The sequence below is a fragment of the Vibrio sp. 99K-1 genome, from assembly GCF_013114585.1.
GTDB classification, from domain to species: Bacteria; Pseudomonadota; Gammaproteobacteria; order Enterobacterales; family Vibrionaceae; genus Vibrio; species Vibrio chagasii_B.
Window position 1 is genome coordinate 415,088 of the sequence record NZ_VTXF01000001.1, and the last position, 19,642, is coordinate 434,729.

At 47.1% G+C, this 19,642-nt stretch carries 1 protein-coding gene; it reads left to right on the forward strand.

The features are described 5' to 3' along the window. Positions 1-98: 98 nt before the first annotated feature. Positions 99-19,616 carry a tandem-95 repeat protein gene (locus F0228_RS01835; RefSeq protein ID WP_171761778.1) on the forward strand — a complete coding sequence of 6,506 codons (19,518 nt, stop codon included), beginning with the start codon at positions 99-101 and terminating at the stop codon, positions 19,614-19,616. Positions 19,617-19,642: the final 26 nt, after the last annotated feature.

The following is a 19,642-nucleotide window of genomic DNA, read 5'->3' on the forward strand; positions in this document are numbered from 1 at the left end:
GAAAATTATGAAAAATGTTGTATAAAAATTTGGTTTTCCGAAATGGTGTCCTTTAATGCCTGTAAACGATCAGTTAGCTAGTAGCAACGGAGGCTGTAATGGCAGGCGAAAATAACCAAAATAACCAAAACGAAGATCTCAATGATGCTGTCGAACAAACGGACGCGAATGATGCTGGTACTCCCTCCCAGCAGCAGAACCAGCAGAATCAACAGAATACGATCGCGTCAACAATAGCTACGGGTGCTGAAAACACGGATGCAGCTGACGAAGTTAACCAAGCTCTAGCAGATAACCCAAGTGGCGCTGGTAACGAAGAAGAGGCTTCAGCTTCCGGTGGTGCTGTTCAAGAAGAAACGCCTGAAGGTGGCAGCGATTCTGATGATGCACAGTCGAATGTGGTTGGCGGCGCAGCTTCTGATGCGGTGACTGGAGAAGCGGCGGGTAGTGGTGGCGGTTCTGGTGCTGGAGCTCAAGCTGTAGGTGGTGAAAGCAATGAAGCTTCAGATGGCGGTGCAACTGCTGAAGGTAATGAAGAGCAGGGGCAGGCAGCGAGAACATCAGCATCGCCAAGTGCAGAATCTTCCGAAGCACCTGAACAACCGGTTGATGATGGCCTTGATTCCCAGACAGTCGAAGAAACGTTTGCTGTTGATGTTCAAGCTTCAGATGAAGAGACCATTAGTGAAGTTGAAGACGACTTTGATTCAGAAACGGTAAGCGAAACCTTCAAAATCAAAGTAGAAGGTGAGAATGACGCACCAGAAGTAGAGCAAGATCTTGCTTACATCATTGATGAAGATGGCTCCATAACGTTCACTCAAGAACAACTACTCGAATACGCAAGTGATGTCGATGGAGATGACCTAGTCGCATCAAACGTTCAAGTTGGTGCTGATGCTACCGTTCAGGATAATGGTGATGGTACTTTTACCGTTGTTCCTTCCGCAGATTTCAACGGTGAGCTTGACCTAACATTTGATATCAGTGATGGCCAAGAAACCATTAGCAGCGCAATTGATCTAACGGTTCGCCCAATAAATGATGCGCCAGTTCCCGAAGATAAAACGTTCGAGATCGAAGAAGATGGCACACTTATCTTCACTGATGCAGACCTACTAGCAGGTGCGACGGATATTGAAGGCGACAACCTTACTGTTGAAGGTGTGACCTACGATGGCGGCGACGGTATTCTTACTGACAATGGTAATGGTACATACACCTTTGCACCGAACGAGAACTTCAATGGTGACGTCAACTTTAGCTTTGATGTGTCGGATGGCACAGACACTGTTTCTGCAAACATCGATGTAAGTGTTACTGCGGTTGATGATGCTCCTGTGTCTGGCGACCTAGCATACTCAATTGATGAAGACGGTTCGATTCGTTTAAGCCAAGAACAGCTGCTATCCCAAGCTTCTGACGTAGAGGGGGATGATCTAACTGCTAGCAGCCTAACGGTTGATGGGGATGCAACAGTTGTTCAGAATGATGACGGCAGCTTCACGATCACGCCGGATGAGAACTTCAACGGTGACATCGATATCAGCTTCGATATCTCTGATGGCACCAATACCGTTCAAGCGTCTGCCGACCTAACAGTTAACCCAGTTAACGACCTGCCAGTTCCTCAAGACCAACAGTTCTCTGTTGAAGAAGACGGTACACTAATCTTCACCGATGCCAATCTTCTAGCGGGTGCAACTGATATCGAGGGGGATAACCTCACGGTTGAAGGCATTAGCTATGAAGGCACTGATGGCGTGCTGACAGATCATGGCGATGGCTCTTATAGCTTCGCACCAAACGAAAACTTCAATGGTGATGTTAACTTCAGCTTTGATGTATCGGATGGTACCGATACGGTATCAGCGAACATTGATCTTACCGTGACTCCTGAAAACGATCCGCCTGTGGCAGGGTCTACGTCATACACGGTTAACGAAGATAACTCGATTACTATCTCTGATGCGCAGCTGTTGGCAACATCTTCAGATATTGAAGGCGATGTATCGATAGATAGTGTTACTTACTCTGGTGGTGACGGTGTCCTTGAAATTAATGGTAACGGCACGTATACCTTCTCTCCAAACGAGAACTTTAGCGGTGAGATTGCACTTGATGTTGTGGTTGCCGATGAAGACGGCGCAACCGATGCAACAACGGCTGGGATCACCGTTCTAGAAGTAAATGATCCACCTGTAGCTGGTCCAACGTCGTACACGATTGATGAAGATTCAGTTCTAACATTCAGTGAATCACAAGTACTACTGAACGCTTCGGATGTGGAAGGCGATGTCGAGCTTGTTGGCATTAGCTACGACGGCCCAGATGGTATCTTCTCTGTAAATGGCGACGGCACTTGCAGCTTTGCACCAAATGAGAACTTCAATGGTCAAGTTCAACTTGATGTCACTATACGAGATGAAGACGGTGCAGAAGTCGAAACCGTTATTAATGTAGACGTATTGCCAATTAATGATGCTCCGGTGTCAGGTGATTTGGCATATAACGTAAACGAAGATGGCTCAATCACCTTGAGTCAGGAACAATTACTGTCTCAAGCATCTGACGTAGATGGCGATGACCTAACGGCGAGTGACCTAACGGTTGATGGTAACGCAACGGTAACGGCCAATGATGATGGCAGCTTCACAATTGTTCCTGACGCGAACTTTAACGGTGACATTGATATTCAATTCAATATCACTGATGGTACAGACACCGTTCAAGCCACAGCGGATTTGACTGTTAATCCAGTTAACGACCTACCGGTTCCTCAAGATCAACAATTTAGTATTGAAGAAGACGGTACCCTGCAATTCACAGATGCAGACTTACTGTCTGGCGCAACAGATGTGGATGGCGATGACCTTACAGTCGAAGGCATCAGCTACACAGGCGGTGATGGTGTACTTACCGATCACGGGGATGGTACCTATACCTTCGCTTCTAACGAAAACTTTAATGGTGATGTGAACTTCAGCTTCGATGTGTCAGACGGCACCGAAACCGTTAGCGCAAATATCGATGTCAGTGTCACTCCTGAGAATGATCCGCCTGTCGCTGGTTCAACCTCGTACATGGTTAATGAAGACAATGCGATCACCATTTCTGATGAGCAATTGTTAGCAAACTCTTCGGATATTGAAGGTGCGGTATCGGTTGATACTGTGACCTACAGTGGCACAGATGGTGTATTCCAAGATAACGGTGACGGCAGCTACACCTTCCTTCCTAATGAAAACTTCAGCGGTGATATTAGCCTTGATGTGATTGTTGCAGATGAAGAGGGTGCAATTGATGAAACCACAGCAGGCATTACCGTTCTTGAAGTGAACGATCCGCCTGTTGCAGGGCCTACGTCATACACTATTGATGAAGATTCGGTCCTAACGTTTAGTGAATCTCAGATTCTTGCGAATGCTTCAGATGTCGAAGGTGACGTTGAACTTGTTGGTATCAATTACGACGGGTCGGACGGTATCTTTACCGTGAATGGTGATGGTACATGTAGCTTCGCACCAAATGAAAACTTTAATGGTCAGGTTCAGCTTGATGTTACGATTCAAGATGAGAATGGCGCAACGGTTGAAACTCACATCAATGTTGATGTTCTGCCAATTAACGATCCACCAGTATCGGGTGACTTGGCTTACACCATCAACGAAGACAGTTCAATCACGCTGACACAAGATCAATTGTTAGCACTAGCGGGTGATATTGATAGTGAAAACCTAGAAGCGATTAATCTATCGACGGATGAAAACGCAACGATTCAACAGAACGAGGATGGTAGCTACACCATTACTCCTGATGCTGATTACAACGGCGACCTAGACCTAAGCTTCGATATCATTGATAACGATGGTGGTGAGGTTCAAGTTGGTCTCGATATCACTGTCAATCCACTGAACGACTTGCCACAAGCGCAAGACCAACAGTTCACCATTGAAGAAGATGGCACATTACTGTTTACGGACGAGGACTTACTTGCTGGCGCATCGGATGTTGATGGTGATGAACTGTCGATTGAAAATGTACTTTACACAGGTGCGGATGGCGTTCTTAGCGATAATGGCGACGGCACATATAGCTTTGCACCAAACGAGAACTTCAATGGTGATGTTCAATTCTCATTCGATGTTTCTGATGGTACCGGATCGACGGCTGCTGTTATTGATGTGAGCGTGACACCTGAGAATGATCCACCTGTCGCGGGCTCGACGGCTTACACCGTTCAAGAAGATGGTCAAATCACCATCAGTGCAGAACAGCTACTGGCGAATTCGTCAGATGTCGAAGGCGATGTTTCACTATCAAGTGTGAGTTATGGCGGTGATGATGGCACATTCGTTGATAACGGTAATGGCACATTTACCTTTACGCCAAACGAAAACTTCGACGGTGATATCTCACTTGATGTTGTTGTCGTTGACGAAGATGGTGCTACTGCCACAACCACTGCGGGTATCGATGTTATTGCTGTGAATGACGGTCCTGAAACATCCGGCATTCAAGCTGAAGTCGATGAAGACAACGCAATCACTATTACTCAAGAGCAGTTGCTAGCGAACGCAACGGACGTTGAAGGTGATGATTTAACGGCGTCTAACCTGCAAACCAATGACCCTGACGCGACTATCGTTGCAAATGACGATGGTTCTTTCACTATTACGCACACCGAGAACTTCAATGGCGAGCTAGATTTCACATACAGCATCAGCGATGGTGAAAATGAAGTCCTAACCACACTGGATTTAACCGTTAACCCAGTCAATGACGCACCAGAAGCGGGTGAAGAAATCTTCATCCAAGCACAAGAAGACCAAACAGTTGGTGTAACGCTTCGTGAAGAGCCTGCATTACGTCTAGATCAAGCACCAGAAAACGGCATTATTGAAGCTAATCTTGATAATGAGTGGGTAGTACTGGAAGTTGGTCAAGAAGTACCGGCTGACACGGAAGTTCGTTTCGTGCCAAGTGAAGATGCTCTAGCAAACGGTACTCATACAACACAAATTGGTACCTTCGATGATAATGCGAGCGTGGATGACTGGGGAACAGAAGTTGACCCATATACTCGTGAGTTCTCGGATGGTGACTTAACGGTTACGGTTCAAAGTAACGATGATCCGCTGGGTGCATGGAATGGTAATACTCATATTGGTCATGGTATCGGTGATACCGACCGCCAAGGTCTGAGTGGTGATGAGAAACTGACCATTTCTGTTGAAGGCCAAGACATCAACGAAATTAGCTTCCACCTAGATGGTTTGGGTGGTTGGTTCATGGAAGAGTCGCGTCACTTTACAGAAGTAGAAATTCGCGCCTTCAATGAAGACGGAGACACGATCGATTCGATGACTTACCACAAAGAAGATCGTGGTACGTTCGAGACCGACTACACACTAACCGTTGACCAACCTGTGTCTTACTTTGAACTGGGTACAGTGCAAGGTAATGGTACTTATGTTGTTCAAAACATGACAGTGTCACAAACTTGTAATGATGAAGCTGTGTTTACATCGATTGGTGTAGACGGCTCTGAAATCACTGAAACGGTTGAGTTGAACATCCATGCGGGTGACAACGAAATCGAGCTAACGGCTGATCTTCCTAATATCACTATCGATACTGAAGGTTCAGCTCAGTTTGCTTCTGTTGTAATAACCGAAGAACAGTTACTCGCTCAAGCATCGGATATCGATGGTGATGACCTTGATATTCAGAACTTAGAGCTGGTGGGTGAAAACTCAGAGCACGCAACGCTGACTGATAATGGCGATGGTACTTGGACGGTAACACCGGATGAAAACTTCTATGGTGAAATCGAGCTGGGTTATCAAGTCAGTGATGGTGAGTTAACCGACGACAATATCATCAACATCAACTTCGAATCTGTGAATGATGCGCCAATTGTGTCTGGTCCAATTGTTCTATCAACAGATGAAGATGTTGGCATTACGTTCAGCGCTGATGACTTGTTGGCAAATACCACAGACGTTGAGGGCGATACGCTGTCTATTTCTGACATCACGTACGGTGGTGATGACGGTGAGCTAGTCGACAATGGTGATGGTACATTCACCTTCATGCCGAATGAAAACTTCAACGGTGAAATCGACATCGACTACAAAGTATTTGATGGCACTGACGAAGTAGCAACTCATCTAGACCTAACCGTTGTGCCTGTAAACGATGTTCCAGTTCCAGGTGAACCGCTGCATACCCAAATGCTTGAAAATGGCACGATTGTCATTGAAGCAAAAGATCTTCTATCTGGTGCAACGGACGTTGATGGCGATATCCTACATGTAGAGAACCTGTTACTGGTCGATCAAACTCAAGGTACGTTGACCGATAACGGCGACAACACCTTTACCTATGAACCTGCCGAGAACTTCTATGGTGAGGTGAACTTAACCTTCGATATTAGTGATGGCCAAGCAAGCGCGCCAAGCACAGCAAGGGTAGACGTTGAGATTGTCAATGAAGGCCCTGAAGTGAGTGGTCCAATTGAAGCGGCGGTGGATGAAGATGGTTCAATCACCATTACACAAGAAGACTTGTTAGCGAACGCGACGGATGTTGATGGTGACAATCTTGAAGCGGTTAACTTAGCAACCAACGATCCAAATGCGGTTATCGTAGAAAACTCTGAGGGCAGCTTCACTATCACACCAAGTGCAGATTTCTTTGGTGAGATTGAATTCACTTATGATGTGACTGATGCCATTGAGACAGTGGCAGCAGACCTGAACTTAACAGTAAATCCAATCAATGACGCTCCTGACGTACCGGACATGTCGTTCAGCACGGAAGATGGTGAGGCGATTACCATTACTGAAGCTGAGCTATTAGCACAAGCAACCGATGTCGAAGGCGATGAGCTGTCTGTTGTGAATGTTACAAGCACCAGCGACACAGTTGAAGTCACCGATAACGGCGACGGTACATATACATTGACGCCAGAGCAGGGCTTCTTCGGTAATGTTGATTTAGCGTTTGATGTGAGCGATGGCACGGATGTAGTTGCAGCAAACATCGACTTAAAAGTTGAATTCGTCAATGACGCGCCAGAAGCAACGCCAATGGTTGCCAATGTCGACGAAGATGGTTCAATTCTAGTGACTCAAGAGATGCTACTAGAAAATGCGACCGATCAAGATGGCGACGAGCTGTTTGCAAGTTCATTGGAAACTAACGATCCAAATGCAAGCATTGTAGATAATGGCGATGGCTCTTACACGGTGACACCTTCGGAGAACTTTAACGGTGATATCGCATTCACTTATGAGGTGAGCGATGGTGAGCTAAGTACTTCTAATGACATGACATTGACCGTGAATCCGGTGAATGACATTCCAATTGTTGCTCCAGGCATGTACCACATCGAAGAGGATGGCAGCATCCTGTTCACTCAAGAAGATCTATTGAGTGGTGCGATTGATATTGATGGCGACGACCTAAGTGTTACCAGCATCAACTACTCTGGTGATGAAGGAACGGTTACCGACAATGGTGATGGCACGTTCAGCTTTGTTCCTGAAGAGCACTTTAGCGGTGACTTACAGTTCAGCTTCACAGTGACTGATGGTACTGATGAGGTAGAGCAAGATCTGTACGTGAATATTGAAGCAGTCGCAGATGCGCCGGATCTTGTGATTACCGATGGTGATGGCGTTAACGTTGATGACCAAGCGATTCTGGTTGAGCCAGGCGGTATTGTTGAACTGAATATTGGCGCTGCGCTTGTCGACCAAGATTTATCAGAAACACTCACGGTTACGGTTGATGGTGTGCCAGAAGGCTCGGTTATTCAATACGATAACGAAGGCGTTCTGAATGACCAAGAAAACGGCATCACAAGTTACAACGACACAGAAATTACAGTAACGTTTGAAGGTGAAACAGCCGGTTTCCAAAATGCGGCCGGTTACTACAAAGTTGATGAAGACGGCAACATTACAGGCGTTGAAGTGGTGTATGAGAATGCATCACAAGTTGGCGGCGGTGGTGACCTAGTCCCTGGGCAAGATCAATTCAGCTTCCAAATTGAAGAAGGTGAAAGCTTCAACCTGTTCTTGATTCCAAATGGACATCAGACGAATAACTTTGATGCAATGCAGGACGGTCAATATGAATTCCGCGCTGCAGACGGCTCGCCAGCTACCATGGATACGGTTGATCCTCAGCTAGTATTCGTAGGTGCTGACGGCTCTGAGACAGTTGTTCAAGGTCAGAATGGAGACGCGATCTTCCACGGTGGTTCAAGCGCTCAACTAAACCAAGATGGTATCGAGCATACACGAACCACGGTTAATGAAGACGGCGAACTGGTTTATGGGTTTGAAGATCTTTATGGCGGCGGTGACGCTGACTTTACCGACTTCAACTTCACCATTGATGTCGGTGAGGTGAACAGCCAAATCTATAGCGGTGAAATTACCGTTGGTCCTGATGGCTCAGTTGATATACCAACAACAGCTATTGCACAAGAGCTGCAGATTCAACTGCCAGAAGATTTCAATGAACAAATTGAAATCAACGTAACAGCAACCGCAACCGAGCTATCAAACGGTGACTCTGAGACGGTATCTCAAACCATTCACATCAATGCGACAGGTGCACATATTGAACATGCTCCTGAAGCACTGCCTGTTGCAGCAACAGTAGAAGAAGATGGCTCAATCATCATCACTCAAGAAGACCTGTTAGCCAACGCTCGCGATTTAGATGGCGACCAGTTAACAGCGCTGAACTTAGCAACTGACGATGACAGTGTGACTATTACAGATAACGGTGATGGCACATACACATTGACACCAGATGCTGACTTCAACGGTGATGTAAGCTTTACCTTCGACGTATCTGATGGTGATGATGTTGTTTCAACTAACCTAGAACTGACTGTTTCACCAGTGAATGACGGTCCTGACGCGCAAGATCAAGCCTTCACAGTAAACGAAGATGGTGTATTAACCTTCACTGATCAAGACCTACTAACAGGTGCGACGGACATTGAAGGGGATGACCTGAGTGTTGAAGGCGTCACATACACTGGCGCAGATGGTGTATTAACTGATAACGGTGACGGTACATACAGCTTTGCGCCGAATGAGAACTTCAACGGTGATGTTAACTTTACGTTTGATGTGTCCGATGGCACAGACACGGTTACTGCTAACGTTGATGTAAGCGTAACACCTGAGAATGATCCTCCAGTTGCTGGCAGCACGTCTTACACCGTTCATGAAGATAACTCCATCACGATCAGCAACGAACAATTGCTTGCGAACTCGTCGGATATCGAAGGGGAAGTGGCGATTGATAGCGTTACGTACAGCGGCAGTGATGGTGTACTTGAAATCAATGGTGACGGTACGTACACCTTCTCTCCGAACGAGAACTTTAACGGTGAAGTCAGCCTTGATGTTGTTGTCACCGATGAAGATGGTGCCACTGAAGCAACCACAGCCGGAATTACGGTTCTAGAGGTGAACGATCCTCCGGTTGCAGGCCCAACGTCTTACACAATTGATGAAGACTCAGTACTGACATTTAGCGAATCTCAAGTGTTGTTGAACGCGTCAGATATTGAAGGCGATGTTGAGCTTGTTGAGATCAACTACGATGGTCCAGATGGCATCTTTTCAATCAATGGTGATGGCACTTGTAGCTTTGCACCGAATGAAAACTTCAACGGTCAAGTGCAGTTGGATGTAACCATTCAGGATGAAGATGGTGTTCAAGTTGATACTTACATTACGGTAGATGTATTACCTATAAATGATGTACCGGTATCGGGAGATTTGGCATACAGCGTTGAGGAAGATGGCTCTATTACTTTGAGCCAAGAGCAACTTCTTTCTCAAGCGAGTGATGTTGAAGGCGACGCGTTGACCGCATCTAACCTAGTGGTTGATGGCGATGCTACGGTTACTGCTAATGATGACGGTAGCTTCACCATTACACCGGATGCTAACTTTAACGGCGATATTGACCTAACGTTCGACATTAACGATGGTACAGACACATTAGTCGCTACGGCTGACTTAACGGTTAACCCTGTTAATGACCTGCCACAGCCACAAGATCAAACCTTCAGCATTGGCGAAGACGGCACCTTGGACTTCACTGATGAAGACCTGCTAACAGGTGCTACCGATATCGATGGGGATGACCTATCAGTCGAAGGTGTAAACTACACGGGCGCTGACGGTGTGCTTACCGATAATGGTGACGGCACATACAGCTTCGCGCCAAACGAGAACTTCAATGGTGACGTAAACTTCAGCTTTGATGTGTCAGACGGCACAGATACAGTTCAGGCCAACATTGATGTAAGCGTGACACCGGAGAACGATCCGCCAGTTGCAGGCAGCACGTCTTACACCGTTCATGAAGACAACTCAATCACCATCAGTAACGAGCAGTTGCTTGCAAACTCTTCAGATATTGAAGGGGAAGTGGCGATTGATAGCGTGACTTACAGTGGTGCTGACGGCGTATTTGAAGACAACGGTGATGGCACTTACACCTTCTCGCCAAATGAGAACTTCAACGGCGAAGTTAACCTTGATGTTGTGGTGACAGACGAAGATGGTGCAACCGAGGCGACTACCGCTGGAATTACGGTTCTTGAAGTTAATGATCCGCCAATCGCTGGCTCTACTAGCTACTCAGTGAATGAAGATGAAGTCATCACCATCAGTTCTGAACAACTGCTGGCTAATGCTTCAGATATCGAGGGTGAAGTGGCGATTGATAGCGTTAACTACACAGGTTCAGACGGTATCTTTACCGACAATGGTGACGGAACATTCAGCTTCGCACCTAACGCTAACTTCGATGGCGATGTAAGCCTTGATGTTGTCGTTACCGATGAAGACGGTGCAACTGTAGCGACCAACGCAAGCATTGATGTTCTGCCTGTTAACGATGCTCCGGTATCGGGCGACTTGGCGTACAGCGTGGATGAAGATGGTTCAATTACCTTGAGCCAAGAGCAATTACTTGCTCAAGCGAGTGATGTTGACGGCGATGACTTAACAGCGGCTAACCTAACCGTTGGTGGTGATGCGACAGTTACAGCAAACGATGATGGTAGTTTCACTATCACGCCAGATGCTAACTTCAATGGCGACATTGATTTGAACTTCGACATTACCGATGGTGATGCGACGCTTCAAGCAACGGCTGACCTAACTGTTAACCCAGTTAATGACTTACCAACAGTCGGTGAGCCACAATTTGTGACTCAAGAAGACACCAGCTTTACCTTCACTGAAGAACAACTGCTGCAAAATGCGGGCGACATTGATGGCGATAACATATCGGTTGAAAATGTGGCTTCAGATAGCGGTACTTTGGTTGATAACGGTGACGGCACCTACACATTTGCACCGAATGAAAACTTCGATGGCAATGTGAATGTGACGTTTGATGTTAATGACGGTACGGCAACGGTACCTGCAGAAGCGACGATTGATGTTCAATCTGTGGTTGATATGCCAGAGCTGTCGATTGCGTCTGACTTGGTGATTGCTTCCGATAATTTCGAGTCTGGCTCGAATGGTTGGAACACAGGCACAGAAAGCTCACAAGGCTTCGAATCGGGTGACATGTTGGGTCGTATCGGTGGCACAGGCGGCGATGAAGCCGTCAGCAAAACCTACGACATTCCAAGTGATGTGAGCGAAGTTAATATCTCGTTTAGCTTCTACGAAATCGACTCTTGGGATGGTGAGTCGTTCCAAATCTTTGTTGGTGGCGAAGAGCTAACTACATTAGATAATTCTGCGTTCCGTACGCAAGATGGCACAACAACGCTTTACGACTCAGAAGGTAACGAAGTCGGCGAAGTGGTTCATGGCGTGTCGCAAGGTGAGGGCTTCAGTGGATGGAATGACCAAGCTCACCAAATCAACCTAACGGTGCCGGTTGAAGACGGCCAACTTGAACTTGGCTTTGGTTCAACCTTGAATCAAAGCGTCAATGACGAGTCGTTTGGTATCGACGACATCGAAATATCAGTGTCTGACGCGGATTACCAAATCATTGGTACCGAAGACACACCAGTTCCACTGGATATTGATGCTGCATTAACGGATACCGATGGTTCAGAAAATCTCGCTATCTTGATTGAAGATGTACCAGAGGGAAGTTCGCTTTCTGCAGGTACTGACAACGGTGATGGCACATGGTCTCTACAGCCAGAAGAGCTTGCAGGACTAGAGTTTATCCCTTCAGATGATTTCAATGGCGATGTAGTACTGACAGTCAATGCGACATCAACGGATGTTGATACTGGTACAACCGCAACGGCAACACAAGATGTGACGATTCACATCTCGCCAGCAAACGATGCGCCAGAGGTAGAAGGTGATATCAGTGCAGTCACTGCCGAAGACAACAGCATCACATTAACGCAAGAGCAGTTGTTAGAACACGCTGTCGATATTGATGGTGATGATCTATCTGCAATCAACCTAACCACCAATGATGAAAATGCGACCGTTGAAATGAACGACGATGGCAGTTTCACCATTACACCAAGTGAAAACTTCAACGGTAATATCGAATTTAGTTACGATGTCACCGATGGAGAAGACATGGTTGCAGCAGGCTTAGACTTGACGGTAACACCAGTCAATGACGCGCCAGAGCCACAAGACCAAACATTCACCATTGGTGAGGATGGTGTTCTTAACTTTACAGATGAAGACCTACTAACGGGTGCTACGGATGTTGAAGGTGACACACTAGCGGTTGAAAGCGTGACATACACAGGCGCTGACGGTGTGCTTACTGATAATGGTGATGGCAGCTACAGCTTTGCACCTAACGAGAACTTCAATGGTGATGTGAACTTTAGTTTTGATGTGTCAGATGGCACAGATACGGTTCAAGCCAACATTGATGTGAGCGTGACTCCTGAGAACGACCCACCGGTGGCAGGCAGCACGTCTTACACGGTCCATGAAGACAACTCAATCACCATCAGCAACGAGCAGCTGTTAGCTAACTCTTCTGATGTTGAAGGTGAAGTGGCGATTGATAGCGTGTCTTACACTGGCAGTGATGGTGTGTTCGAAGACAACGGTGACGGCACCTACACCTTCTCGCCAAATGAGAACTTCAATGGCGAAGTGAGCTTAGCTGTTGTTGTTACTGATGAAGAAGGTGCAACTGAAGCGACTACCGCCGGAATTACGGTTCTTGAGGTTAACGATCCACCAATTGCTGGCTCTACGAGCTACTCAGTGAATGAAGACGAAGTTATCACCATTAGTTCAGAGCAGCTGTTGGCAAACTCTTCAGACGTTGAAGGCGAAGTCGCGATTGACAGCGTGAATTACACAGGCGCTGACGGCATCTTTACGGACAATGGCGATGGAACATTCAGCTTCGCGCCAAACGCAAACTTCGATGGCGATGTTAACCTTGATGTAGTGGTGACCGACGAGGATGGCGCAACCACGGCCACAACGGCAAGTATTGATGTTCTACCAATTAATGATCCACCAGTATCGGGCGACTTGGCGTACAGCATTGATGAAGATGGTTCAATTACTCTGACTCAAGAGCAGTTGCTGTCTCAAGCATCGGATGTCGATGGTGATGATCTAACAGCCAGCAACCTCAGTGCAGGGGATAACGCGACCGTTGTTGATAATGGCGATGGTACCTTCACGGTCACGCCAGATGCTGATTTCAACGGCGACATTGACCTAAGCTTCGATGTATCAGACGGCTTAGAAACGGTACAAGCTGGTGTTGACCTAACCGTTAACCCAGTGAACGATTTACCAACCAGTGACGATGTGTACGCTAACGTTGATGAAGATAACACCATCACGATCACTCAAGAGCAGTTACTTGCGAATGCCGCGGATCTTGAGGGTGATGAGCTTGTTGCTTCTAGCCTAACCTTGGTGGGAGACGATGCAACAATTGTTGATAATGGCGATGGCACATTCTCTATCACTCCAAGCGAAAACTTCAATGGTTACATTGATGTCGCGTACAGCATCAGTGATGGTGACACACCGATTGCGGCTAACTTAGGTCTAACGGTTGACCCAGTTAACGATGCACCGATTGTCTCTGCTGATGTGGCGATAACCATCGAAGAAGACGGTTCGTATACCATCACTCAAGAAGAGTTGCTGCAATTCGCGACTGACATCGAAGACGATGACATGACAGCGATTATTGGTGCTGCAGGTGATGAAACTACGGTCACGGGTACAGTTTTAGACGCTGAAACCAGTAACCCAGTCTCTGGCGCTGAAGTGACGTTAACCGACAGTGCAGGGCACAGCTACACCACAGTTACTGATGACTCAGGAAACTACTCGGTGACTGGCGCTGTCGTCGACCAAGGTACCGTAACCATTGAGCAAGAGGGATCTATCACCAGCAGCTTCATTGTCCCTGCGGGCGAGGATGTGAACGGTGGCGTAACTGCAATATCTGAAGTACTTGAAGAAACAGATATGCGTATCGTGGTCACATGGGGTGAAAGCCCACGTGATATGGACAACCATCTATGGCTCTACGATACAGAAAATGGCAATGAGCTAGACCATATCTACTACCGCGACATGAGCCACGATTTGGGCGAAGGTAATGTCGTTCAGCAAGATGTGGATGACACGAATGGCGGTGGTCCTGAAACCATCACTATTCCAAATTATCAAGATGCAGACATGCACTATTCAGTACACAACTACACCAGCAGAAGTTGGGATGTGGATGGTGTTGAAGATGTACAGGTTCAGGTGTTTGTTGGCGATACATTAGTTGAAACCTTTAGCCCTGACTTATCTGAAAACCCATCGGGTGATCACTGGCATGTATTCGATATCGTGAACGGAGTTATTGTTCCAAGCCAAGATGTAGGCACTCAAAATGCATTCGACTTGCCAACGGCAGAAGAAGCACTCGCGAATGAAAACAGTATTGATATCTCTGAATTGCTAACCGGCGACGAAGATGGCGACTCTGTTGATACCGATGGTAACGAACCAAGTGTTGGTGGTATTTCCATCGACAACGCGCTAATCACTGACAATGGTGACGGCACTTACACCATTACACCGGAGGAGAACTTCAACGGTGAATTCTCCATTAGCTACAACGTGGACGATGGCAACGGAGGGGTTACGCCTGCGGAACTTGACGTTACCGTAACAGCCGTTAACAACCTTTCGGTTATTTACGACCATGACTACACCATTAATGAAGATGGTTCGTTAACCTTCACTGATGAGCAATTACTCGCTGGTGCAACGGATATCGATGGCGACGACCTTTCTGTTGAATCTGTTAATTACGAAGGCACAGACGGTGTGTTCACGGATAATGGCGATGGTACTTATACCTTCGCTCCAAACGAGAACTTCAACGGCAACGTCGAGCTAACTTACGATGTAAGTGATGGTACTGATGTTGTTTCAGCAAACATTGATGTTCAAGTTGTTCCAATCAATGACGTACCAGTTGCGGGTACAACCTCTTACAGTGTTGCAGAAGATGGCAGCATTACCCTCAGCGACACACAACTACTGGCGAACAGCTCAGATGTAGAAGGGGAAGTGTTTGTTAGTGACGTAAGTTACAGCGGTACTGATGGTGTATTTACGGATAATGGTGACGGCACTTACACCTTCGCGCCAAATGAAAACTTTAACGGCGATATCAGCCTTGATGTATCCGTTATGGATGAAGATGGTGCAACTGCAGAGACCACGGCTGGTATTGAGGTTATTGAAGTTAATGACCTACCAGTCGCTGGTTCAACGACCTACAGCGTTGATGAAGATAACGTGATCACGATTTCTGACGCTCAGCTTCTTGCGAATAGCTCAGATATCGAGGGAGATGTGTCTGTTAGTGATGTGTCTTACTCAGGCACAGACGGTATCTTTACTGACAATGGTGACGGTACTTACAGCTTTGCACCAAACGAAAACTTCAACGGCAATGTCAGCTTAGATGTCACTGTGGCTGATGAAGATGGCGCAACGGCTGAAACCACTGCTGGCATTGAAGTTATTGCTGTGAACGATGCTCCGGTTCAAGGTGAGCAGGCTTACACGGTGAACGAAGATGGCTCGATTACTATCAGCCAAGAGCAACTTCTTGCGGGTTCAAGTGATGTTGAAGGGGATGACCTAACTGCTTCGAACCTGACTGTGGATGGTAATGCAACGGTTGAAGCGAATGAAGATGGTTCATTTACCATCACGCCAGATGCGAACTTCAACGGCGATATCGACATGCAGTTTGATATCACCGATGGTACCGACACCATTCAAGCAACCGGTGACTTAACGGTTAACCCTGTTAACGACCTACCGACTGCCGACGATGTGAGTTACACCATTGAAGAAGACGGTTCACTAACCTTCACTGATGCAGATCTACTTGCTGGCGCTGCGGACATTGATGGTGATGACCTATCTATCGCTGATGTGTCTTACACAGGTGCAGAGGGTGTGTTCACCGATAACGGCGACGGCACTTATAGCTTTGCTCCGAATGAGAACTTCAATGGCGATGTAAACCTTGGTTTCACAGTGTCTGACGGTACTGATACGGTTGACGCCAACATCGATGTGACAGTCACGGATGTGAATGATGTACCAGTGGCAGGTTCAACGTCTTACCAAATGAACGAAGATGGCACGATAACCATTAGCCCAGAGCAATTGATTGCGAACAGCTCAGACGTTGATGGCGAAGTGTCGCTAGAGAGTGTGACTTACTCGGGCTCTGATGGCACCTTAGTTCAAAACGATAATGGCTCAGTGACATTCACACCAAGTGAGAACTTTAACGGTGATATTAGCTTAGATGTTGTTGTAACCGACGATGACGGTGCGACAGCAACAACAACGGCAGGTATCGAAGTTCTGGCTGTGAACGATGGACCTGAATCAGAGGATGTGAATCTAACCACAGCCGAAGACAGCACCATTCTTATCACACAAGACATGTTGTTAGCTCAAGCTACAGATATCGATAACACTGTTGACGAGCTGTCTGCTTCAGGTCTACAGATTGCCCCTAGTTTGGGTGAGTTGCTAGATAACGAAGATGGTACTTGGTCATTCACACCAAACGAAAACTTCAATGGCGATGTGCCAATGACGTTTAACGTTAGCGATGGCCAAGAGACAATATCAGTCGACGGCAACATCGATGTCACGCCAGTGAATGATGCACCTGATGCACCAACCATTCAGATGCAAGGCGAAGAAGATGTGGTCATGGTGATTGACCCGGCTTACATCGCGGATCAAGTGACGGATCTTGATGGTGACGAGATCAGCATCGAAAGCATTACGGTTCGTGCTCCAGCCAATGCGACCTTAACTCAGCAGCCAGATGGCATGTATCACTTAGTGACTACTCAAGACTTCAATGGCTTGGTAGAGCTAGGTTATCAAGCAACAGATGGCGAAGAAGTGGTTGATGGTTCGCTGAATGTGGATGTGATTCCAGTTAACGACGCTCCATTCAATGTCGGTAACGCCATGATGACCACAGACGAAGATGGCGCGTTCACCTTCGACGCTGGCGACTTGATGAACTTGTTCGGTGACATTGATACCGCTGACCTTGTAGTTTCACGCATTATCACCGCAGACGGTGAAGATGGCGGAGAAGTAACAGACAACGGCGATGGTACTTGGACCTTCACACCAACGGGCGACTTTGCAGGTGTTTCAGACCTACAAGTTGTCGTGAGTGACGGTGAGTTTGAAACGGTGCTCGATGTTCCTGTGTACGTTCGTCCTGTTGCGGATGGCGCGGTGATTACAACCGACCATGACGGTCCACTTGTCTTCGGTGAAGATGAAACGGGTCACCTAGGATTGAACGTTGGCTTAGTCGATGATTCAGAAACACTAAGTAATCTAGTGATGACTGGTTTCCCTGTTGGCTTCGAAGTGACTGATGGTGTGAACACCGTAATGATCACTGAACCTGGTCAATACATTGACTTGTTCGACTGGGATATCTCAAACATTCAAATGACGCCTCCTGAAGACTTCCACGGCGAGTTCTTCGTGACCGTAAGTGCAACAACCGTTGACTACGGTGATGAGCCAGAAGCGTTTGAAGATGGTATTGATTCAGGTGATTTTGAAACTGTTGCGGGTGACTCGATTATCCTAACAGCAGATGACCTAATCGGACTTGCTGAAAACGTGAACGCAGATGGTGATGATGAAGTGAAACTGGTTCACCTAGCGGACCGTAGCCAAGGTGAGATTGTCGATAATGGCGATGGCACGTGGACGTTTACACCAGCTCCTGGCTTTACTGGTGAAGCAGACATTGCGTACGTGATTGACAAGGATGGTGTACTTCATGATGAGCAAACTGGCGTAGTCGTTAAAGAGGGCGACTCACAAGAGAATGCGGCACCAGAAGTTAACAGCATCACAACCACTGAAATTGCGGCAGATGCTACCTTGTCGTTCACTGATCAAGATATGTTAGCGAACCTGAGCGATGCTGAGGGCGATAGCTTGAGCATTGAATCAGTGAGCTTGATGGAAGGTCAGGGCGTAATAGAGAGCGATAACCAAGGTAACTACCAATTCACACCAGCCGAAGATTACACCGGCGATGTTCAAGTTGGATTTATTGCTACCGATGGCGAAAACCGCATCGAAAGCTTCTTCAATGTGGATATCCAAGGTGGCGATGAAGCGACTGCGAGTGACGGTTATGCATTAGCCGACGATGGTTCATTAACTATCACAGAATCGCAGTTGGTGGATGAACTTGGCGTGAGCGAAACGGCAGAAGTTGTCGATGTTGCAGACGCGAACGATGCAGGTTTCTTCGCTGAATCTGGTGAAGGAGAATGGACATACTGGCCAAACGAAGACTTCGACGGCAACTTAGCGATGAATGTCGACGTTAGCGATGGTGGTGAAGTATCGAGCCATAGCTTGAGCATTCAAGTAGCCGATGATTCAGCACAGAGTGATGAACCACAAGCAGAAACTGTTCAAGCAACAGAAGAGCAGCAAGTGGAAGTCGCACAACAAGCTGATGAGCAAGTTCAAGACAGTGACACCGATGCTGAAGATAGCGTCGCTGATGTGACAGCGGCTCCGGGCGATACCATTTCTATCTCGATCCCTGATGAGGTCAGTGGCAATGAATCCGTGGATTACGCGGAAATGTCTGGTTTACCTGAAGGTTCTAGCGTGAGTAATGCGTTGGATAACGGTGATGGTAGCTTCACTATCAGTGGTAACCTTGAGCAGCCGGTATCGGTTGAGCTTCCTGAAGGTTACGAAGGCACTAGCGAGATCCAATTCCAAGGTTACGACGAATTGGGTAGCTCAATAGACGGTGCAAGCGGCTCGGTTGAAGTTGAGGTCGATGATCAATACACCATGCAAGGTTCTACTCAAGAGCAGCAACCAGACATGGCCGGTATGGAATCAGGTGGCAGTGACTGGACTAGTGCTGGTGGTCAAGACCAAGGTGTTGACTTCACAGACGACTCTGGAAGCTTCGACTCAGATTCGCAGTCTGGAAACGATCAAGGCAACGACTTCGACCAAAGCTCGATATAATCGAGAGGGCTTAGTTTTAGTCTAAA

Coding starts and splice junctions, on each gene's coding strand:
- F0228_RS01835 (WP_171761778.1), top strand. CDS start 99: ATGGCAGGCGAAAATAACCAAAATAACCAAAACGAAGATCTCAATGAT.